Annotated in this window: 16 protein-coding genes; 11 read left to right on the top strand and 5 right to left on the bottom strand. The window is 36.2% G+C overall.

The features are described 5' to 3' along the window. Positions 1-56: 56 nt before the first annotated feature. From SD1D_RS00745 to SD1D_RS00720, 7 genes are all read left to right on the top strand, one after another. Positions 57-1,082 carry a LacI family DNA-binding transcriptional regulator gene (locus SD1D_RS00745; protein ID WP_058257153.1) on the top strand — a complete coding sequence of 342 codons (1,026 nt, stop codon included), beginning with the start codon at positions 57-59 and terminating at the stop codon, positions 1,080-1,082. 98 nt (positions 1,083-1,180) lie between these two features. Further along, the gene (locus SD1D_RS00740; RefSeq protein ID WP_330398619.1) at positions 1,181-2,554 is read left to right on the top strand and encodes an FAD-dependent oxidoreductase; all 1,374 of its coding nucleotides are present in this window, start codon (positions 1,181-1,183) and stop codon (positions 2,552-2,554) included. Between the two features lie 31 nt (positions 2,555-2,585). After that, on the top strand, positions 2,586-3,047 hold the full coding sequence (locus SD1D_RS12845; protein WP_330398618.1) for an alcohol dehydrogenase catalytic domain-containing protein: 462 nt from the start codon (positions 2,586-2,588) through the stop codon (positions 3,045-3,047). Continuing rightward, a complete protein-coding gene (locus SD1D_RS12840; RefSeq protein WP_330398617.1) occupies positions 2,942-3,571 on the top strand; it encodes a zinc-binding dehydrogenase in 630 nt (209 codons plus the stop codon). Before SD1D_RS12845 ends, SD1D_RS12840 begins: the two co-directional genes overlap by 106 nt. 68 nt (positions 3,572-3,639) lie before the next feature. After that, on the top strand, positions 3,640-4,383 hold the full coding sequence (locus tag SD1D_RS00730) for a glycerophosphodiester phosphodiesterase (protein ID WP_058257151.1): 744 nt from the start codon (positions 3,640-3,642) through the stop codon (positions 4,381-4,383). A gap of 46 nt (positions 4,384-4,429) precedes the next feature. Next, entirely contained in the window at positions 4,430-5,128 is a 699-nt protein-coding gene (locus SD1D_RS00725; RefSeq protein ID WP_058257150.1) for an MgtC/SapB family protein, read from the top strand. 44 nt (positions 5,129-5,172) lie between these two features. After that, positions 5,173-5,826: an HAD family hydrolase gene (locus SD1D_RS00720; protein ID WP_242955229.1), complete on the top strand. Its 654-nt coding sequence runs from the start codon at positions 5,173-5,175 to the stop codon at positions 5,824-5,826. A gap of 21 nt (positions 5,827-5,847) precedes the next feature. Here SD1D_RS00720 and SD1D_RS00715 read toward each other — a convergent pair whose 3' ends face one another. The 4 genes from SD1D_RS00715 to surE all read right to left on the bottom strand — a co-directional run bounded on the left by SD1D_RS00715 (position 5,848) and on the right by surE (position 9,723). Then, entirely contained in the window at positions 5,848-6,252 is a 405-nt protein-coding gene (locus tag SD1D_RS00715) for a hypothetical protein (protein ID WP_058257149.1), read from the bottom strand. A gap of 12 nt (positions 6,253-6,264) precedes the next feature. After that, a complete protein-coding gene (locus tag SD1D_RS00710; RefSeq protein ID WP_058257148.1) occupies positions 6,265-7,794 on the bottom strand; it encodes a Y-family DNA polymerase in 1,530 nt (509 codons plus the stop codon). A 156-nt stretch (positions 7,795-7,950) separates the two neighbouring features. Then, complete coding sequence (locus SD1D_RS00705; RefSeq protein ID WP_058257147.1) at positions 7,951-8,829, bottom strand: tocopherol cyclase family protein; 879 nt, start codon at positions 8,827-8,829, stop codon at positions 7,951-7,953. Between the two features lie 174 nt (positions 8,830-9,003). After that, on the bottom strand, positions 9,004-9,723 hold the full coding sequence (gene surE, locus SD1D_RS00700; protein WP_058257146.1) for a 5'/3'-nucleotidase SurE: 720 nt from the start codon (positions 9,721-9,723) through the stop codon (positions 9,004-9,006). A gap of 239 nt (positions 9,724-9,962) precedes the next feature. Here surE and SD1D_RS00695 point away from each other — a divergent pair, with 239 nt between their 5' ends. The 3 genes from SD1D_RS00695 (at position 9,963) to SD1D_RS00685 (ending at position 16,097) form a co-directional block, all read left to right on the top strand. Next, positions 9,963-12,017, top strand: coding sequence for a methyl-accepting chemotaxis protein (locus SD1D_RS00695; RefSeq protein WP_058257145.1), 2,055 nt, complete (start codon positions 9,963-9,965; stop codon positions 12,015-12,017). Positions 12,018-12,502: 485 nt separating this feature from the next. Continuing rightward, positions 12,503-13,987 (top strand): carbohydrate-binding protein, encoded by a 1,485-nt coding sequence (locus SD1D_RS00690; RefSeq protein WP_058257144.1) that lies wholly within the window; start codon positions 12,503-12,505, stop codon positions 13,985-13,987. A gap of 220 nt (positions 13,988-14,207) precedes the next feature. Beyond that, on the top strand, positions 14,208-16,097 hold the full coding sequence (locus SD1D_RS00685) for a cellulase family glycosylhydrolase (RefSeq protein ID WP_242955228.1): 1,890 nt from the start codon (positions 14,208-14,210) through the stop codon (positions 16,095-16,097). A 71-nt stretch (positions 16,098-16,168) separates the two neighbouring features. Here the strand turns inward: SD1D_RS00685 and SD1D_RS12240 are convergent, their stop codons facing one another. Next, the gene (locus tag SD1D_RS12240; RefSeq protein WP_173803190.1) at positions 16,169-17,089 is read right to left on the bottom strand and encodes a Fic family protein; all 921 of its coding nucleotides are present in this window, start codon (positions 17,087-17,089) and stop codon (positions 16,169-16,171) included. 288 nt (positions 17,090-17,377) lie between these two features. Between SD1D_RS12240 and SD1D_RS00670 the strand changes: the two genes are divergently transcribed. Further along, positions 17,378-20,218, top strand: a complete 2,841-nt coding sequence (locus SD1D_RS00670) for a cellulase family glycosylhydrolase (RefSeq protein WP_058257143.1) — start codon at positions 17,378-17,380, stop codon at positions 20,216-20,218. The last annotated feature ends 281 nt before the right edge of the window (positions 20,219-20,499 follow it).

Genomic DNA, 20,499 nt, shown 5'->3' with positions numbered 1-20,499 from the left:
GAACGTTTTATTTTGCTTTTATTTTACAATGTTATATTAAAAAGGGGGGTTGTGGTATGGCAGTAACAATCTTAGATGTAGCAAGAGAGGCTGGGGTATCAAAAAGTACCGTATCCTTAGTTATCAATAATTCCGATAGAGTAAAACCGGAAACACAATATAAGGTACGGGAAGCCATTAAAAAACTTGGATACACTCCCAATATTGCTGCTAGAGAATTAACTACCAACCGCACTCATACTCTGGGATTAATATTTTTAACATCTAACATTAATCAAAAACCTTATGCATTTACTTCAATATGTGAGACCCTGCTCTATGATACCAGTAACGGAATTTATGCCGGACTTGCAGATAGCCAATACTCTCTTTTGGTAGAGCGTTTCTCAGTTACCGAAAATTCAATGCCCGAACTAATTAAAAATCGACGTCTTGATGGTGTGTTTTTAATTGGTGGACTGTTTACCAATCACTTCATAGAAACACTTCAAAAGATGAAAATTCCTTTTGTGATAATCGGTCGTCAATATGAAGGTTTTGATTCCATTTCAGTAGATACGGAAGAGGTAGGCTATATGGGTGCAAAATATTTGCTGGAACAAGGCCATAAGAAAATTGCCTTCATTAACGGTCCGATCACTAGCAGTAACTCTCTAAAAAAGGTAGACGGTATACAAAGGGCTCTGAGGGATTTAGATGCCGATCCTAAGTCGGTGGAGATTATTTACAGTGATAGTTATTCCGGATTAAGCGGATATAATGCTTTACAAGCATTATGGGAGCAAGGCCTTCGTCCTGACGCAGTCTTTGGCGGCAGCGACGGTCTTACATCAGGGGCTTCCCGCTTTCTATATGAGCGGGCTCTTAGGATTCCGGATGATATTTCTGTTCTCGGTTATGAGGATTCTATATTGGCCGAATATGCAACACCGGCACTTACAGTAATTGATGCTCATAAAGAAGATTTGGGCAAGGAAGCCAGTTTTGTACTTATTAATCGTATTAAGAAACCCAGAGCAAAAGCAGTAAGTCTTACCATAAAGCCATCCCTAATTATCAGAGATTCTGTCAGAAGCAGATGAAATTATACGGGATTAAAACAATTTTCCTTATAGGGGAGATTGTTTTAGCAGAAAATTTGGAACGTTCCAACCTATGACAATAATTTAACGAAAGGAAATTGACTATGATTCAAAAAAATTACAGCTATGATGTTGCAGTTATTGGAGGAGGTCCTTCCGGCCTAGCTGCTGCTCTGGCCGCAGCTAGGCACGGTTCAAAAGTAGTTATTATAGAACGCAATGATTATTTAGGAGGAAATGCTGTTACCGGGTTACCTTTCTTAGGCTTTCTAGACAAACATGGTCGTCAAGTAACTGGAGGTATCGCCCAAGAAATGATTGATACCTTATCAGAAATGGGTATGAGTCCGGGACATAATCGTTGCCCCCTACACAACTCTGTTACAATCTTCCACCCTGATATGTTTAAGATTGTAGCCATGGAAAAATGCGAACAGGAAGGTATTCACGTTCTTCTTCATTGCGAATTAGTGGACGTAACCGTTACCGATAAACGTATTACAAATGTAACCGTCATGGGTAAGGGAATTCGTATCAATATTGAAGCAAATGTATTTATTGACGGAACAGGTGATGGGGATTTAGCATACCTTGCCGGCTGTAGCTATGAAAAAGGACAAGAAGATTCAGGAGTTATGCAGCCTCCTACCCTAATGTTTTCTTTAAATGGTTTTGATGAAGAAAAGTTTTTTAAATATTTAGATGAACACCCAGAAGATTTACAACCCGCCGAATCTATGCAGGTTTCACAAGGATATGATACTACATATTTTAGAAGCCATAAAAGTTATGTGTTTCTAGGGCTAAGAAACCTTTTATCCCGCCTAAGAGCCGAAGGCAAAAATCCTCTTACCAGAGATACCTTAATTTATATTAACTCTGTTAATCCGGGACAAATTTATGTTAATACAACCAGAATTCACAATTTTGACGGAACCGATCCCGAAGAAATTACCCGTGGAACCAAAGAAAGTATGAAACAAATCATGCAAATTATAAAACTTCTAAATGAAGAGGTTCCCGGATTTGAAAATTGCTATATTTCATCTATTATTCCGACCCTGGGTGTCCGTGAAACTCGCCGCTTCTTAGGTAAAAAACGTCTTACCAAAGATGACGTAGAGAATTTACGTATCCCTGCCGACACCATTGCCTTAGGTTCATATAAAGTTGATATTCACAGTGGATTAAATGATACTACCATACTTACTGATTTAGAAGGCCCTTATGGTATTCCTCTTGGCTGCCTTATTAGCAGTGAAGTAGATTCTCTGCTTTTTAGCGGCCGTCATATTTCCATGGATGCATATGCTCTCGGAAGTGTGCGGGTTATGCCCACATGTATGGCAATCGGTGAAGCCGCCGGTGTATGTGCAGCTTTAGCAGTAAAGCGGGGTATATCACCTGCCCAGGTACCTGATCAAGATGTGGTGGAACTTTTAAAAGAAGATAATGCAATACTCTCTATATAAAATAAATTAAGATACGAAAGGAAGGCTTGCTATGAGTAATATACCTAAAACTATGAAGGCATTAGTAGCATACTCTAAAGATGATTACCGTTTGGAACTTGACTACCCCACTCCCCAATGTGGTCCCGATGATATTATTATTAAAACCGAGGCCTGTGGCGTTTGTGCCGGTGATGTAAAATGTAGCCATGGAGCAGCAATGTTCTGGGGAGATGAACTTCAACCCTCTTGGGTAAAAGCTCCCTTTATCCCGGGCCATGAATTTTTCGGCCGTGTGGCAGAAGTGGGGGAGAATGTTAAGGATTATAAAGTAGGGGACCGTATTATTGCAGATCAAATCGTGCCCTGTGGAGAATGTCGTTTTTGTAAAACAGGACATTATTGGATGTGCCAGCCCCACAATATTTTTGGATTCCAAAATGCCAACAACGGGGGTATGGCTGCTCTAAACATGCCGTTGATCGAGCTAGTATTAGCAATGAAGATATTGTAGTAATCTCAGGTACCGGTACCCTAGGACTTGGTATGGTATCCTACGCCCGAATGAAAAATCCCAAAGCCTTAATTGCACTAGATATGATTGATTCCCGTCTTGATAAAGCCTTAGAATTCGGTGCTGATTATGCATGGAATCCTTCAAAAATAGATGTGGTTGAAGAAATAATGAAGATGACAGAGGGTTATGGCTGTGATGTATATATTGAAGCTACCGGACATCCATCCAGTGTAACCCAAGGCCTGTCCATGATTAGAAAATTAGGACGTTTTGTGGAGTTTAGCGTCTTTTCTGAACCTACCACAGTAGATTGGTCTATAATCGGAGACCGCAAAGAGCTTGATGTGTTAGGTGCCCATTTGAGTCCTTATGCATATCCATTTGTTATTGAACATATTGCCAAAGGCACACTGAAAACCGATGGTATTGTAACAAGGATGCTTCCTATTGAAGAATGGGAAAAAGCCTTTGACTTAGCAGGCGGAAAAGAAGGAGATTTAAAGGTAGCAATAAAATTCTAGATTATGTAAAGAGCAAATATCATGGCAAATTGCCATGATATTTGTTCTAAATAAGAAAGGTAATTTCTATGTGGAATCAATCTAAAAATAATATTCTTGTTTTTGGTCATAGGGGTTTAAAAGCTTTTTACCCTGAAAACACCATGATTTCATTTCAAAAAGCACTTGAAGCAGGTGTCGATGGCATTGAACTGGACATTAACATGACAAAAGACGGCCATCTAGTTATTATTCATGATACCAGTGTTGACAGAACCACCAACGGTTCAGGTTTAGTACAAAATCATACATTAAGGGAATTAAAAGAACTAGATGCAGGAAGTCATTTTTCATGGGAATTTAAAAACGAAAAAATTCCAACCTTTGAAGAATTTTTAGATCTGGTTAAATATAAAGATATATTATTAAATGTGGAAATTAAGGATTACAGAGAATCTGTGGTTGATAAAACCATAAGTATGCTTGAAGAATATCATCTTTCTGATAAATATGTTATTACCAGTTTTTGCGCCGATATTACAACTTATGCCCATGAAAAATACAAGGTTAAAACCCAAGGCTTTCCCCAGTGGCTGGTAAAAAACTATAAGGATGATACAAATACACACTACTATTCAGTGGGCATTGCTATGAAGTATTTAACTAAAGAATTATGTGATCAGTATAGCAGCATGAATATAGACCCTTGGTGCTATGCTCCCGATAATGAAGAGCAGGTTTATAAAGCTATAGAATCTGGCATATCCCTGGTTACTGTAAACAATCCTTATCCCGCACTTAAAATTCTAAAAGAAAAAAATCTGCATAGTTAATTATGTAAATGAATTTGCGGCTGTTTTTTAAAAAAGGAGAGATAGTTTGAGTCCATTTGTTACTTTATTACGAATAATATTGTCTATTTTTTGCGGAGGCCTTATTGGTTTGGAAAGGGAAGATAAGCGCCGTCCTGCCGGTTTTAGGACTCATGTACTGGTTTGTCTCGGTTCTTCTATTATAATGATTTTATCGGAACATGTATTTCGTTCTTATAATCATGAATTCGGCACAAGCAGCGATCCTTTACGGCTAGGAGCTCAAGTAATTAGCGGAATAGGTTTTTTAGGTGCCGGTACAATTATGCGATATGGCACTAATATTAAAGGATTAACAACCGCTGCCAGCCTATGGACGGTTGCTGCCATAGGTTTATCTTTAGGAAGCGGTTATTACTTTTTGGGAATATCTTCATCAATTACTGTTTATATTATTCTAGTTGTTTTTAATAAGGTCGAAAAAAAATGGAGAATGAAGAAGCATTCATTTAACACCTATGAAATAAATATAAAGATGAAAAATAATGCTGAAACATTGGGAAAAGTCAATTTAATATTCCATAAGTATAAGGCTAAAATATTGGAGATGAAATTCGAAAGCGAAGAATTAGAACAGTTAAATGATGATGATGATATACCTATTACTTTATTTGTAATCTTTCGAACATTATCGGGTTTAGATCTTAGTGACCTTACACAAGATATTAACCACTTAGACGGGATTATTAGTGTAGAACGTTTTTAATCTTTAATTTAAGAAAGGTTAGGTAAAATATGAGTCCTATAAAAATGATAATATTTGATCTAGATGGTGTCATCTTAGACAGCGAGCCCCTTCATGAAAATGCCAAAAGAAGAATTTTAAAAGAACATGGCATTGATGAAAATTTAGACTTATCCTTTTCCGTGGGACAACCAAATAAACTACTATGGAGCAATATGATTGAACGGTTTGGAATAAATAAATCTGAAGAGGAATTAGAAAGAAGTCAATATAACTATATATTAGAAGAAGTAAAAGAAAAGAAAATCCAAACCAGCAGGGGTCTATTAAGGCTTTTACAATGGCTAAAAAACCAAGGAATAAAAATTGGCCTTGCCTCATCCTCTGACCGCCACTATGTAGATGCCATCCTTAAACATTACAATTTATACGATTATTTTGCATATATAGTTGCCGGTGATGAAGTAGCCAGAAAAAAACCCGAACCGGATGTTTATATAAAGGTATTAGATCAGGCCAAATTAAATCCAGATGAAGCAATAGCCATTGAAGATACCTTTGCTGGAAGCAGGGCAGCCCTTAGTGCAGGTTTAAAATGCATCGGATATCAAAATCCCACATCCGGCAATCAAGATTTATCCCCTTGTTTTGTAAAGATAGACAATCTAAGTCAGATAAATAAAATTATTGCCGGCTACATGGAGGGTCCTAGTTGTTAAAGGGCTAGGACCCTTCCTTTTTTATTCAATTATAATAATATCTATAATTTCATTTATAGGAATTATTTTTTCCCCCTGAAGTACAATTATTTTCTTTAGCTGGTCAATCTTTTTTATATTGCCCCTAACTGTGACATACTTTCCGCCGGTTTTTCTCTCATCAGGTACAAAATATGTAATCTCCACAGGAGGCTGCTTATCTGCTTTACCGGCTACCAATTGCAATTGTTCATCCAGCTTAACAATAGCATCTTCAGAAAGCTGTATTCGCTCATCTACAGGCCTTTCTGTCTCCTTAATTGCTTCTTCATATCCTGTTAGGGCGGCAAAGGGAGAAAATTGTGCCGCTCGGTCAATTATAGGCATCCGAGGATATTTAGTAGATTCATGATGTGGTAGATTGATGATATCATCATAATTTTTCATTCCTATACCTCCCTATGCTTTATGACCACCAATCTGTTCATTTCTTTTCCTTGCCATAGCCCCTTCTTCTAGATTCATACCCTTAAGAATGGCATTTTTACCATAGCGCTTTTTTATACTAAGTATTGCCTTTTGCATCTTCCTTTCCCTGGCCAGTAACTCTTCTTCCTGCTGCCTTTCTTTCTCCAAGGCACAGTAATCTGCAAATAGCTCTAATTGCTCAAAGCTTTCTTCTTTTTCTATGTTTTTTTCATCTACAAGACGGTTAGCTCCGATGGTAATCCTTCTTACTAAGAGATTTTTGTCAACAATACGATCATATAAATCCATAACTGCATCTATAATTAACCGTGTTGATGAAGTCTGCCTATCAAGATTGACAGTTCCATGGGCCTGTTTTGGAATGCGCCTGCCATATCTATCTATAGTTATTTCTCCTTTATATAACTTTGCCCTTTCAGGATTAGTTAGATTCTCAATATCATATCCGATTGTCAACACCATCTGGTCTGTTACCAGACCTTTATCCACAAGATCCAGTACCAATAAGTCTGTCATTTCGCGGACTATCAATTTGGCTTTGTCAAAATCATATGGACTTTGTAGCACTTGACCGGAACTAATACTGTTACTGGCAGGCTTATATGCCTTTATATGCTCTATGGTACATGGCTCAAAGCCCCATGCATGATCTATTAAAAGTTCTGCATTAACTCCAAAAAGTTTGTATAAAAGATCCTCATTATGATAGTCATTTGCCTTTCCAATTGAGCAACGGGCAATATCACCCATGGTATACATACCATGTTCTTCTAACTTTTTAGCATAACCTTTACCTATCCGCCAAAAATCTGTCAATGGACGATGTGTCCACAACTTCTGTCTGTATGACCTTTCATCTAACTCTGCAATTCTTACCCCATTTTCATCTTCCGGAATATGTTTCGCTACAATATCCATTGCAATTTTGCATAGATAAAGATTAGTTCCGATACCTGCCGTAGCCGTTATACCAGTGTTTTTGCGAACATCTTGAATTATCTTCATTGTCAGCTCTTTTGCAGACATTTGATAAGTATTTAAATATGCCGTAACATCTAGAAATACTTCGTCAATGGAATAGACGTGTATGTCCTCCGGGGCTATATATTTTAGGTATATATTATATATCCTGGTGCTGTACTCCATATAATAAGCCATACGGGGAACAGCCGCTATATAATCAATTGCAAGTTCCGGCTTTTCCTTTAGTTCAATAGCGCTGTAGGATGTGCCTGTAAACTTTCGATTTGGCGCATTTAACAGACGCTTAGCATTGGCCTTACGGACTTTTTGCACCACCTCAAATAATCTAGGCCTTCCGGGTATCCCATAGGCTTTTAAAGAAGGAGATACTGCCAAACATATAGTCTTCTCAGTCCTGCTTGCATCTGCTACTACAAGATTGGTAGTAAGTGGATCAAGGCCACGCTCAATACATTCCACGGAAGCATAAAAGGACTTAAGGTCTATTGCAACATATGTTCTGTTTTTGCTTGACATAATCCTCGCCTCCTTTTTTGCCAAATCACTTGATACTTTTATATAAAAAAATAACTACTCTATACTTATATATCATTACTATATCTGTATTTTACTCTAAAACCCCTGATTTTTCAATGTTTGCATACTTTAGACCTTAGTATAAAAAACACCCTATCAACCCCTCTCAAAACTCCCCCTACCTATAAAATCAAATATCAGCTTTTTATTAACCATGAACCTATATCTTATTTTGCAATCAATGCTTTCATAAACAGTACGCATCATGGAGCCTTTTACAGGAGCCAGTAATTTATGTGGGTTCTTATCTATTAAGGTCACATAAAGATCATATCCCCCCTGTTGCACCCACAACTCATTTTTATTATATTTCATAATCTTTACTCCTAAATATGTTGCCAATCGATATTCTTTACCACCATAATATATTACTGCAATGCAACCTTTAAAAGTAACATTGGCAATGGGAATATCTGCTATTGATATCATAATAGCGTTATTAGCTTGATCACCCCAACTGCATTGTGTCCAAAAATAGCTCCTTGGAAATTCTATGCCTCTGTCACCCTCCACATAGCCTAGACCTTGATTAAAGTACATCACCCCTCCATTTATTCTTAATTTACCTGTAACCTTGTGGGATAGGCTAAAAACACTATGACGACATTGCATAAAAGGCATATACTTAAAAGGCCCCATAATATCGTATTTTAAAGGTGTAAACTTGCTAAATTTAAGTGCTCCTTTTACTTCAATTTTCTTAGTAGTAAAATTTACTATAATTCCTTCCTTAGTAAATATATTATTACCTATTCGTATCCCTAACTTTTTTCTTGATACTGCAAAATCTTCAATTGGATACATAATATAGTCAGAAACAGTATTGGTTATTACCTGGATAGAGGCTGACTTTTTTCCTTTTTCATCTATATGAAAGGCAGGTATCAGTGATATAACCTCTGTATCATTTTGATTTCTAAAATACCATCCTTCAAAATAACCCTTCTTTTTATTGATTCCATGAAAATATGACATCTTCTTTACCTCTTTATGGTTTATATTCTTCCTCACACCTAAGTCTGACAATCTTGCCTGGATTTTATTCCATAAAGATACTTAACCATGATATTATCTTAGTAAAGTAAATAGGAATAGGCCCAGATGTTCAGACAGCCTATTCCTATTTGTTATAAGAAATTCTTTAATGTTTTAAGATCTTAGTATATTGTTTGCCACTTTCCCTACTGATATATAATTATCTAAAACTGCTCTCATATCTGTTCCTTCCTCAGCAGCTGTATTTCTTACCCCATCTATTGTTAGCCTAAAATTGCTATTTTCCAGTTCCATTCTTACATACTTGTCTAAATAAAACTGTTCTTTTGCCGGTATACGGTCGTATAAAACTCCTCTAAACTCTGACATGGTACATGATGGGAAATTAATATTCCATATTTCATTACTTTTTATGGGGCGATTTAACAACTCTTTTGTTATAGAAAGTAAGTTAGCCTCCACCACTTCATAATTATCATTCATCTCTTTTGAGAATGCCATGGCAGGTACCCCATGGATTAAGGCCTCCATTGCGGCTCCTACGGTACCTGAATACAAGATATCCAGCCCCACATTATATCCAAAATTAATACCTGAAAAAACAATATCTGGTTTTTCTGGCATTAGATATTTTATCCCAACCTTAACACAGTCTGCAGGGGTTCCACTTACCCCATAAGCATGAACACCGGGTACTGAAATATCGACCTGTTTAATATCTAAAGTACCATGTACCGTAATTCTATGGGACATGGCACTGCACTGTTGATCCGGTGCCACCACCCATACCTCTCCAAGCTTGGCCGCCATTTTTGCCAGGTGACTTATTCCACTGGTAAAAACTCCATCATCATTTACAACTAATATCCTCATAATTCCTCTTTTCTATAGCAAGTATTTTTATCTATACTCCTATTCTATCACAATTACAAGTATTTATAAACAAAGTCTAGCTGAAGCTAAAGAGCTTTAAAATTAATGGAAATACAAGACTATTGACTTAAATTCATTAAAATTTATAATTAGTATAAATTGCGCAATATTATTTTGTGCAAAATTATTTTCCATTTAATTCATTTACATACTTACTTTGCTAAAAGGGGGCCTATCATATGAAATCCATACGACAAAAAATAGCACTTTATGCGTCATTACTTGTGATTCTACCAATCTTACTCACTATTATTGTAAATGTTTTTATTATAGCAAGAAATTACGAGAAAGAATTGGAAGAAAATAATATGATTTTTGTGGATTCTATAGCTAATCATATATCAGATTTTGTTTCAGAAGCCTATTCTCTTACTGAACAAGTGGCTTTAAATATAAATTCTGATCCTAAGAATCAAGAGAAAACTTTAATGAACCTTTATAATAAACATACTTATTTTGAATTACTATATATTCAAGATAGTAAGGGTATGCAGACTGCCAAAACATCCGGTCAACTAAGAAACATCTCTAACCGTTGGTGGTTTGTTAAGGCAAAGGATGAACAAGCACCTTTTGTAAGTAAATCCTACTATTCAATAGCTACCAATATGCCTGTAAGTACAATTGCCATTCCTATATATGATGATAATGAGCAATTTGCCGGTGTTATGGCTGCTGATATAAAGCTTGATGAACTCCAAAAACATATTCAAAAATATAGCGATGACAGTAAATATGCCTTTATTGTAGACGGTGAAGGAGTGGTTATAGCCCATCCAAAAACCGAACAACTATCAGAGTTATATAACTACAAAACAATGAAAAAGACTGTTTTAAAGTTAGATGAAGAGCAAAATGAAGTAACAGAGGAATTGGATATTAAGGTTCCCGAGGCTTTAAAGAATATTGTTGAAAAGGCACTTAAGGGTGAAAATGGTTTTGACACCTATACAGATATCAATGGTGACAAAGTTATCAGCGCTTATCAAACCATTACTCTGCCCGGCAGCTCTGATAATTGGGCTATAATAACAGTACAAAATAAAACTGAGGCCATGGATCTTGTATACGGCATGCAAAAAATAAATGGACTTATGGGTTTAATCTCTATTATTATTTCATTTATAATTATCTTTTTTGCCACAGGTAAAATTTCAGATCCTATAAAGAAGTCTGCAAATTATTTGGCCATAATCGCACAGGGTGATTTTACTATTGATGTGGATAAAACCCTTATGTCAAAAAAAGATGAACTAGGTATAATTGCAAGGGGCATTCAAACAATGAAGGATTCCCTTAAATATTTAACAAGGCAAATAACAGAAGAAGCATTTCAGATTCAGGAAAAGCTTGACCATATTGTAATTGAGATGAACGATTTAACATCTAACCTTGAAGGAGTTGCAGCAACAACAGAAGAACTTTCAGCCAATAGCCAGGAGACAGCCGCAGCAACAGAGGAAATGACATCGACTTCTTCCGAAATCGAAAGAGCAGCCCATACAGTTACAGAAAATTCGGAAAAGGGAGCAATTGCCGCACAAAAAATCAGCCAAAGAGCAGAAACTATAAAAGAAAAAGTAGAATTGTCCATGCAGAAGACTAAGGCACTTCTCCTTGAATCAAAAGAAGAGCTTGAAAAAGCCATTGAGGAGGCAAAAGTTGTGGAACAGATTAATGTACTCTCCGCTTCCATCATGGATATAGCTCAGCAGACTAATCTCTTAGCCCTTAATGCTTCTATTGAAGCAGCCAGAGCCGGAGAAGCAGGTAAAGGCTTTGCAGTTGTTGCTAGAGAAATTAACCATTTGGCAGACCAATCCAAGGCTGCCGTTGGCAAAATTACTGAAATAACAGCCAGTGTAAATAACGCTGTAGCTAACCTATCCGATAATGCCAATAATCTCTTAACCTTTGTATCAAATGATGTGGCCAATGATTATAAGCATATGCAAAATGTAGGTAATAAATATAGTGATGACGCTAAATTTATTGAAGATCTTATTATAGAATTTAGTGCCACCTCCGAGGAATTACTAGCTTCTATTGAAAACATGACAAACACTATAGAAGGGGTGTCAATTGCTGCCAATGAAAGCGCTATCGGAACCTCAGAGATTGCAACTAGGGTATCGGAAGCAAATCTAGAAGCTGATAATATAATGGAGAAGGTCAAAGAGACAAAAAACAGCTCTGATAAACTTAAAGAAGCCAGCTCCATATTTAAGTTTTAAATAATCTAGAGATATCATTAGTAATCCTTAAAAAATAATATTTATGTCATAAAAAATGCCGTACGCTAAGTTTATTAGCTTATGGCATTTTTTAGTATCCTATTACAAGTAACTATATTTAGATTTATATCCCTCCACTTTTAAAATTCTATTTTAAATTCCAGTAAATTGCTTATTAATAAATTGTCCAATTAATGTAAAATAATGGTTGTAAATAAATGTATTTTATGATAGTATTAGTGTATACAAAATATGTAAAATCACGTTTTTCTGTTCTAGTGATAAATTCTTACATGCCAATTAACTTCAATTGCCTCAAATATATGAGAAGGTATAAATAGACATTCTAGCATTGTTTTCTCTTACATTCTATAGAATCCGGAAAGAGTTTGGGCTTAACAATATAACCCTTATATTACAAAGGTTTTAATAAAGAAAAAGGGGTGCCAAAATGACACTACCAAATATAAAAAGGAGGAAAGAAAATGAAAGCAAAAAACCTTATTAATGTATTGGGCAGGAAAATAACACCTATCCTGCTTATCCTAGCAGTAGTTTTTGGCCTGCCTAAAGATGTAATGGCGGCTGAAAATCTCCCTACCACACCTCCATCAGGATATGACAGAGTTCAAAACGGTGTTCCACAGGGTAAAGTCAGTTATATTACTTATCAATCCAAGGCTACAAATAGCCAGAGAAGAGCAAGAATTTATCTGCCTCCCGGATATTCCACAAATCAAAAGTATAGCGTCATGTATTTACTGCACGGCATTGGCGGTAATGAAGATGAATGGTACAATGGGGGTTCACCACACGTTATCCTTGATAATCTTCTTGCAGCCGGAAAAATCGATCCATTTATTCTTGTACTTCCAAACGGTAATGCAAGCGGAGGCGGAGCACAAGATGGATGGGAGAATTTCACCAACGATTTAATTCATAGTCTTATCCCCTATATTGAATCCAATTATTCTGTTAAAACCGATAGCAAGCATCGTGCACTAGCCGGCCTATCTATGGGTGGCGGACAAACCTTCAATATTGGACTTACCAACCTGGATCTCTTCCCATATATCGGAGCATTTTCTGCAGCACCTAACACTTATCCTACTTCCAGGCTATTCCCGGATAACGGAGCTGCTGCCAAAAGTAAGTTGAAATTATTATTTATTTCATGCGGAACCAATGACAATCTTATAAGTTTTGGTGCAGGAGTACATAATTTTTGTGAATCCAGAGGTATCCCTCATCACTATTGGCTCATTCAGGGGGCAGGCCATGATTGGAATGTATGGAAGCAAAGTTTTTGGAATTTTGCGCAGATGGCCTGTGCAGCCGGATTTACTGACAATGAATCCCAAGATCCACCAAAACCTATATCAGCCTTTGAAAAAATTGAAGCTGAAAATTACAGCAGCCAGTCCGGAGTAGAAACTGAAACCTGCCAAGACACAGGAGGCGGCATGAATGTGGGATTTATTGAAAATGGGGATTATCTTGTTTATAAAAATGTTGATTTCGGTACCGGTGCTGCCAGTTTTAAAGCCAGAGTGGCCAGTGAAACAAACGGAGGAAAGATTGAGATTAGGTTAGGAAGTCCTACAGGTACTCTCCTAGGGACTTGTTCGGTTCCCGGAACCGGAGGATGGCAGATATGGACCGACGTACAATGTAGTATTAATAATGTAAGCGGAACACATGACTTATATTTGGTGTTTACAGGAGGAAGCGATTATTTATTTAATATAAACTACTTTTCATTTAGTAAAGAATCGCAAATACTCTTAGGAGATTTGAACGGAGACGGAGCCATTGATGGATTAGACTATGCTTTAATGAAAATGTATCTCCTGGGCTCTATAGATAAATTTCCGGTGGACAATGATATTAAGTCGGGAGATCTTAATAATGACAATGTTGTAGATGCCCTTGATTTTTCCCTTCTAAGGCAGTACTTGTTGAATTTATAATTAAAAAGATATATTTATATACTTTAATATGAAGATTAACTCAGATTGAACGTAAGCACTCTACTATAGAGTGCTTACCTTTACTCTACTTCTTCTACTAATACATCTTCTGGTTTTTTACCACTTAAGCTGTTCTTAAGACAATAACCATATATTACGAAAAGATAGTCTGTTATTTATCAAATTACTGATTAGAATTTTAGAATAGGGGGTCCTAGTTTTGAAAAAGCAAATACTTTCATTCTTATTAATCACCATGTTACTGGCTATTTTTGTACTAAAGCCACCGGTAAGCAATAAAACCGCCGTGGCAGATTCTATTAGGGATTATACCATTACCGCAGATCCAAATGATGATTGGCTCCATGTGGAGGGTACAAACATAGTTGATAAGTATGGTAACAAGGTTTGGCTTACCGGCGCTAATTGGTTTGGCTTTAACTGCCGGGAAAGAATGTTCCTTGATTCATATTCCTGCGATATTATAGCTTGTATTGAAACAGTTGCAGATAAGGGAATTAATGTGGTTCGAGTTCCCATTGCTACCGATTTGCTTTACGCATGGAGTAAGGGTGAATATCCTCCCTCCACAGATACCAGCTATAACAATCCTAACTTGGCCGGTTTAAATAGCTTTGAATTATTTAATCTTATGCTGGAGAATTTCAAAAGGGTTGGAATTAAAGTTATTCTAGATGTACATAGTGCTGAAACTGATAATATGGGGCATAATGCTCCCCTTTGGGTAAAAGGTGAGATCACAGAAGAAATATTTAAAGCAGCCTGGGTTTGGGTAGCCGATTATTATAAAAATGATGATACAATTATTGGCTTTGATCTTAAAAATGAACCCCACACCAATACCGGTGACCTAAAGATTAAGTCACAAAGTGCTATCTGGGACGATTCTAATCTTCCAAACAATTGGAAAAGAGTTGCAGAGGAAACTGCCCTTATGATATTAGATGTACATCCCAATGCCTTAATCTTTGTAGAGGGTGTTGAAATCTACCCCAAAGATGGTATCTGGGATGATGAGACCATTAATATGAGTCCATGGTTGGGTAACAATGATTATTACGGTAACTGGTGGGGAGGCAATTTAAGAGGTGTAAAGGATTACCCCATAGATTTAGGAAAACATCAAAAACAACTGGTCTATTCTCCTCACGACTATGGCCCAATCGTATTTGAACAAGAATGGTTTAAAGGTGAGTTTATTACCGCTGATGATAAAAGAGCCAAGGAAATACTTTATGAGAAATGTTGGCGAGACAACTGGGCCTATATTATGGAAGAAGGTATAGGTCCCCTCTTCTTAGGTGAGTGGGGCGGTTTGACAGAAGGAAATCATGTTCTTTTAGACTTAAACAAGAAATATTTAAGATCTATTAGAGATTATATCCTAGAAAATAAATATCAATTACATCATACATTCTGGTGTATTAACAATGACTCTGCAGATACCGGAGGGCTTTTGACCAGGGATGAAGGTACTCCATTCCCCGGAAGTAGAGATTATAAATGGAACGATAATAAATATGATAATTATCTCTACCCTACCCTCTGGAAGACTGAAGATGGGAAGTTTATAGGACTTGATCATAAGGTGCCCCTAGGTAGAAATGGTGTGTCCTTAAATGAATATTACAACTCTCCATCTACACCTACTCCGTCCCCTTTCGTCACTCCCAGTCCAACCCCTAGCTTAACTCCTAGTCCAACACCTTCAGCTACCCCAAGTCCCACTCCTTCGGTTACTCCAAGGCCAACTCCTAGCTTAACTCCTACTCCAACACCTACGGCTACTCCAAGTCCCACTCCACTGAAACTAAAAACAGAAGTTAATGCTTGGAATAGTGGATATACTATGACTATCTATATAACTAATACATCATCCGTAGATATAAAAGACTGGACCCTAGTACTATCTGATGCTGATTTTACCATTGAAAGCATCTGGAATGCCTCACTTACACAAGAAGGAAACAGGCTTATAATTACCCCTTTGAACTGGAATAGTAGCATAGCTGCCGGTGATACCATAAGCTTTGGCTTCCAAGGCAGCGGATCTGTTAATTCCGATTTTGAATATTATATAGTCAATTAAAAACAAGGGATAGGTCCACCAGCCTATCCCACTTTTTATTAGTACAATCCTTTATAATAAGAATCTTATCATTATTCTAATACTGATAACCATAACTTTTCAGATTCTATAACCAAATCAGATATGAATTTTATAAAGGCTTCATAATCCATAGTTGTATGTGCAATATCTAACACATCATAGTATTTTGCCCTGTCTTTATTTTTTATAATAATTGGCGTATATCCATTCTTCATTAATTCAAAATTTAATAGAAGTCTTGCAGTCCTTCCATTACCGTCAATAAAAGGATGGATTTTTACAAATTCACCATGTAATAGTGTTGCCCTTACAACCGGATGATAGTCCCTCCAATAATTTTTATATTCTTCAATAAGCTTTTGCATTAAATAAGATACTTCATAATGCTTGGGGGGGATATGTTTTGCACCACTTATAACAACATTCACATCTCTATATTTCCCGGCATTTTTATTATCAATTTCCTTTAGTACTAAAGAATGAATGTTTCTTATATTCCATTCAGAAAGAGTTTCCTTCTTGGAGATTAAATCCTCTACAAACAAAATTGCATCACGATGATTGATAATTTCTAGATGTTCAACCAAACTTTTCCCACCAACAGTAATACCTTCAAGCACAACTTTTGTTTCTGACATTGTCAAAGTGTTGCCTTCAATTGCATTGCTATTATAAGTCCATTCTACAATAAGCTTTTCATGAAGTGAGTCAGCAAGTTCTTTTGAAAATGGCCTATAATTATCTATTCTATCTTTAAGAGAATCAATATAAGTAAAATCATATTCTAAACCAAAATATTTTTTATTAATAAACTCTCTTGCATCAATTGGCTTAGTAGCATGAGAAGGTATTAGCCAATTTCGACCAACCTTTACTGCTCCTTCAATTCGCCCTTCTCGGCATAACAATCGTATCCTACTATCACTTATTTTCCATCTTTCACTTGCTTCTTTTATGCTTATATATTTCACTGGCACCACCTCATCTATATATTATTCCTATATCGGAATAATGTCAATGTTGTTTTATATTAATCTAAAATAAGTTTAAATAAACATCATTTAAATTTTTCCAAATACGCTCTGGTAATATTTTACTATTTATAGTATAATTTAGGCAATAACAGGGTTTTTACTCTTATTATGTAGAATATTCCATATTTGAACTAATCTTATGCCTTATATATCACTGAGCTTTTTACTATATCTTTAGTGTAATTATTAGGCATAGATTAAATAATAAAATGGAGGGTGTATATTATGAAAATGAAGAAAAAGAGTATTTTATCATTACTACTGCTGCTAGTAATGGTCTGCACTTATGCTGCTGTGCCTAACCGGTCTATGGCATATGCAAATTCCAAGGAACAAGCAGTGCAAAGTGAGCCATCAAATGAGGAAGTAGTTTTATTTGAAGGCTCAGCTACTTCATCTGATTGGGGTCAAGCAGTAACCTTATATTCCGGTTCGGACTTTTCTAAAGGTGATTTAACACCGCAAGCACAGATTGCAGTTACATATGAAGGGTTAAAAGCACCGGTACTGTCTTTACAAAGTTGGACACATAATGATATTTGGCAAAATGTTTTTCCCAGCTATACCAGTGACGGAGTTGCTTATTTTAGTGTGCCCGATATGATCAGTGCATATGAGATGGCATATGGAGAAGGGTATTCATCTCATTTTCAGGATTTAGATGCTATCTATGTATCAGATGCCGGAGCCGACCTTGTAGTGACTAAAGTTACAATTACTCGAAAGACAATAGAGTCAAATTATTATAATCAAGGTGATATAACCAAGGTTACCATAAAAGCCTTTGCCCAAAACACTACCAATGATTGGACCTGGATGAGCATGGACAATATGGTAAACCTAGTCTATCAGACAAATACAGTACTTAATGCAACAAATACAAGCAATGTATTTTCAAAGGTCAATAGCTCTGCTAACTTTGGTTTACAAGTAAGTGATGACAAACTTATAGCCGGAGAAGGAAGCAGATTAAAATTCCATATCGGAACTGTTATCGTAAAAGCAGAGGGTTATGATGACCTTGTGATTGATCTTAATAAAGAATATAACGAATCCTATCTGGCAGAGACTGTTTCATGGGGACTTACAGGCAATAACACTATGATTATCCTAAATAATTACCTGCCCACTGATGAAGCTGAAAAAACTGATTATATTCATAATATTACTGAAGTAATATGTGATATTACCTTAACTGATTATGAATTTATTCCTGCAGAAGTAGAAGGACCGGAATTTCCCGATGACTATACCTATCCCACAACCATGAGAGATATATCTGCTATGGAATTAGTTAAAGAATTGAAGGTTGGCTGGAATTTAGGTAATTCCTTAGAAGCAAACGGTGGAGAAACAAATTGGGGTAATCCGGTTACTAAAAGAAAAATGATCGATGCCATAAAATCTGCTGGATTTAGTACACTTCGTATACCGGTTAGATGGGACGAACATTATATTGATGATAACTATACCATCGATCCGGAGTATTTGAAACGTGTCGAAACTGTAGTAAACTATGCCCTTATTAATGATATGTACGCAATTATAAATATTCATCATAATCAATTACAGACCCAGGCAAACGAAAAAAGTAAAGAAAAAGTACTGGCGGAGTTAGAAGCTGTATGGACACAGATTGCTAATTATTTTAAAGATTATGGTGATAAACTGATATTTGAAGTTCTTAATGAGCCAAGAAACGGTGATGATTGGGTCGGCAATACAAGCTTATATGAAATTGTAAATGAATATAATGCCAAGGCTCTTTCTGCCATCCGCAAAACCGGAGGAAACAATGAAAAGAGATTAGTTATGCTACCTACCTATGCGGCATCGGCAGACTATAGCAAAATCATCGCCATGAAAGTACCGGATGATGAACATGTTGCAGTATCTCTTCATGCTTATACCCCATATGATTTTGCCTTAAATACTGCAGCCGGATCCCAGACCACATTTGGTGAAAATGATAAGAAAATTCTTGATAAACTGTTTAAGTTAATATATGAAACCTTTGTAGAAAAAGGAATTCCTGTAGTACTGGGAGAATTTGCAGCTACCAATAAAGATAATCTAGAAGACAGAGTAGAATATGCATATTATTATGCACAGGCTGCAGCACATTATGAAATCCCCATATGCTGGTGGGATAACGGAGTCTTTGATACAATCGGAGAATCACTGGGAATATTCAATAGGCGAACTCTAACTTTTGTTTATCCTGAAATTTTACAAGCCCTAATGGAAGGTTGGTCCAGTGAAAAAGAAATTACTGACCTAGACCCTGATGTTTTATTTAGTGGTACAGGAACTTCCTCCAATTGGGGGCAGGCTGTTGCTCTTCAACTGGGACTGGATTTTGTATTTGAAGATTTTATAGAGGGTCTTATAATAGCAGCTGAGTACCAAAGCGAAAATCCCCCAGAGTTAATTCTTCAAGGACAAACTGAAGGGGTATATTGGGTTAAGATAAATCCTAATAAGATAGAAACAAAGGATACAACAAATATTGCCTATTTTACCTTATCAGATATGGTAGAAGCATATAAGAATGCTCTTGCTGATTATGATAGCTATGATACTATATTTCCTACCCTTGCCTCCATTTATATTGGAGATACCGGTGTTGACCTAACAGTGACAAAGGTTTATAAAACATATATAAATAACTTCACATTACCATCTGTGGAGCTTTCTACAAATAATTACTATAACACCGTCAGTCAGACTTATACTATTAGCTCAGAACAAGGAGATATTGATTTATCTAAGCTTAAAATTGTATACTCCGCAAAAGGAATGAGTACAGCAAAACATAATGTATGGTGTTGTTATGCCGACTTAATTGAGGACAATCCCTTCAGATATAGTCAAATAACAGACTCAATTAATTGCCATATAGATAATGCTAAATTAACCATAACTTTTGATGATAGTATTATATGTCCGGAGAATACAGGGAAAGTAACCTTAATAATACAGTTTGCTAAGTCAGATTGGTCATATTATGACACTCTTTCCGACCCTTCTCTTGAGATTTATTATAACGGAACACTTGTTAAGTAATAGTAAGTGGTAAAATAAAAACAGAAAAGCCAACTTAATCAGGCTTTTCTGTTTTTATTTATAAATATATATAATTTAAAGAATGACAGCAGTATAAATCTACAATTTATAATCTATATTTTAATAACCGCTAATTTGTAATTCCTTGGATTGGCGATTTTTATTGTTAATAAAATATATAATAACTTAGAAGTGGATTTTAGTATATAAAACAAGTATAATATCAGATACAGTGACAACTAGGATTAAAATGAAACTTATAATTAGAAGGACTTAGGTGA

Source organism: Herbinix luporum (assembly GCF_900070325.1).
Taxonomy (GTDB): domain Bacteria; phylum Bacillota; class Clostridia; order Lachnospirales; family Lachnospiraceae; genus Mobilitalea; species Mobilitalea luporum.
This window is presented reverse-complemented; position numbering and strand designations above follow the sequence as displayed.

What these genes read in the sequence shown, in the direction of transcription:
- SD1D_RS00720 (WP_242955229.1), top strand. Translation starts at nt 5,173, where the DNA reads ATGATAATATTTGATCTAGATGGTGTCATCTTAGACAGCGAGCCCCTT.
- SD1D_RS00715 (WP_058257149.1), bottom strand. Translation starts at nt 6,252, where the DNA reads ATGAAAAATTATGATGATATCATCAATCTACCACATCATGAATCTACT.
- SD1D_RS00695 (WP_058257145.1), top strand. Translation starts at nt 9,963, where the DNA reads ATGAAATCCATACGACAAAAAATAGCACTTTATGCGTCATTACTTGTG.
- SD1D_RS00705 (WP_058257147.1), bottom strand. Translation starts at nt 8,829, where the DNA reads ATGTCATATTTTCATGGAATCAATAAAAAGAAGGGTTATTTTGAAGGA.
- SD1D_RS00710 (WP_058257148.1), bottom strand. Translation starts at nt 7,794, where the DNA reads ATGTCAAGCAAAAACAGAACATATGTTGCAATAGACCTTAAGTCCTTT.
- SD1D_RS00670 (WP_058257143.1), top strand. Translation starts at nt 17,378, where the DNA reads ATGAAAATGAAGAAAAAGAGTATTTTATCATTACTACTGCTGCTAGTA.
- SD1D_RS00690 (WP_058257144.1), top strand. Translation starts at nt 12,503, where the DNA reads ATGAAAGCAAAAAACCTTATTAATGTATTGGGCAGGAAAATAACACCT.
- surE (WP_058257146.1), bottom strand. Translation starts at nt 9,723, where the DNA reads ATGAGGATATTAGTTGTAAATGATGATGGAGTTTTTACCAGTGGAATA.
- SD1D_RS00730 (WP_058257151.1), top strand. Translation starts at nt 3,640, where the DNA reads ATGTGGAATCAATCTAAAAATAATATTCTTGTTTTTGGTCATAGGGGT.
- SD1D_RS00745 (WP_058257153.1), top strand. Translation starts at nt 57, where the DNA reads ATGGCAGTAACAATCTTAGATGTAGCAAGAGAGGCTGGGGTATCAAAA.
- SD1D_RS12845 (WP_330398618.1), top strand. Translation starts at nt 2,586, where the DNA reads ATGAGTAATATACCTAAAACTATGAAGGCATTAGTAGCATACTCTAAA.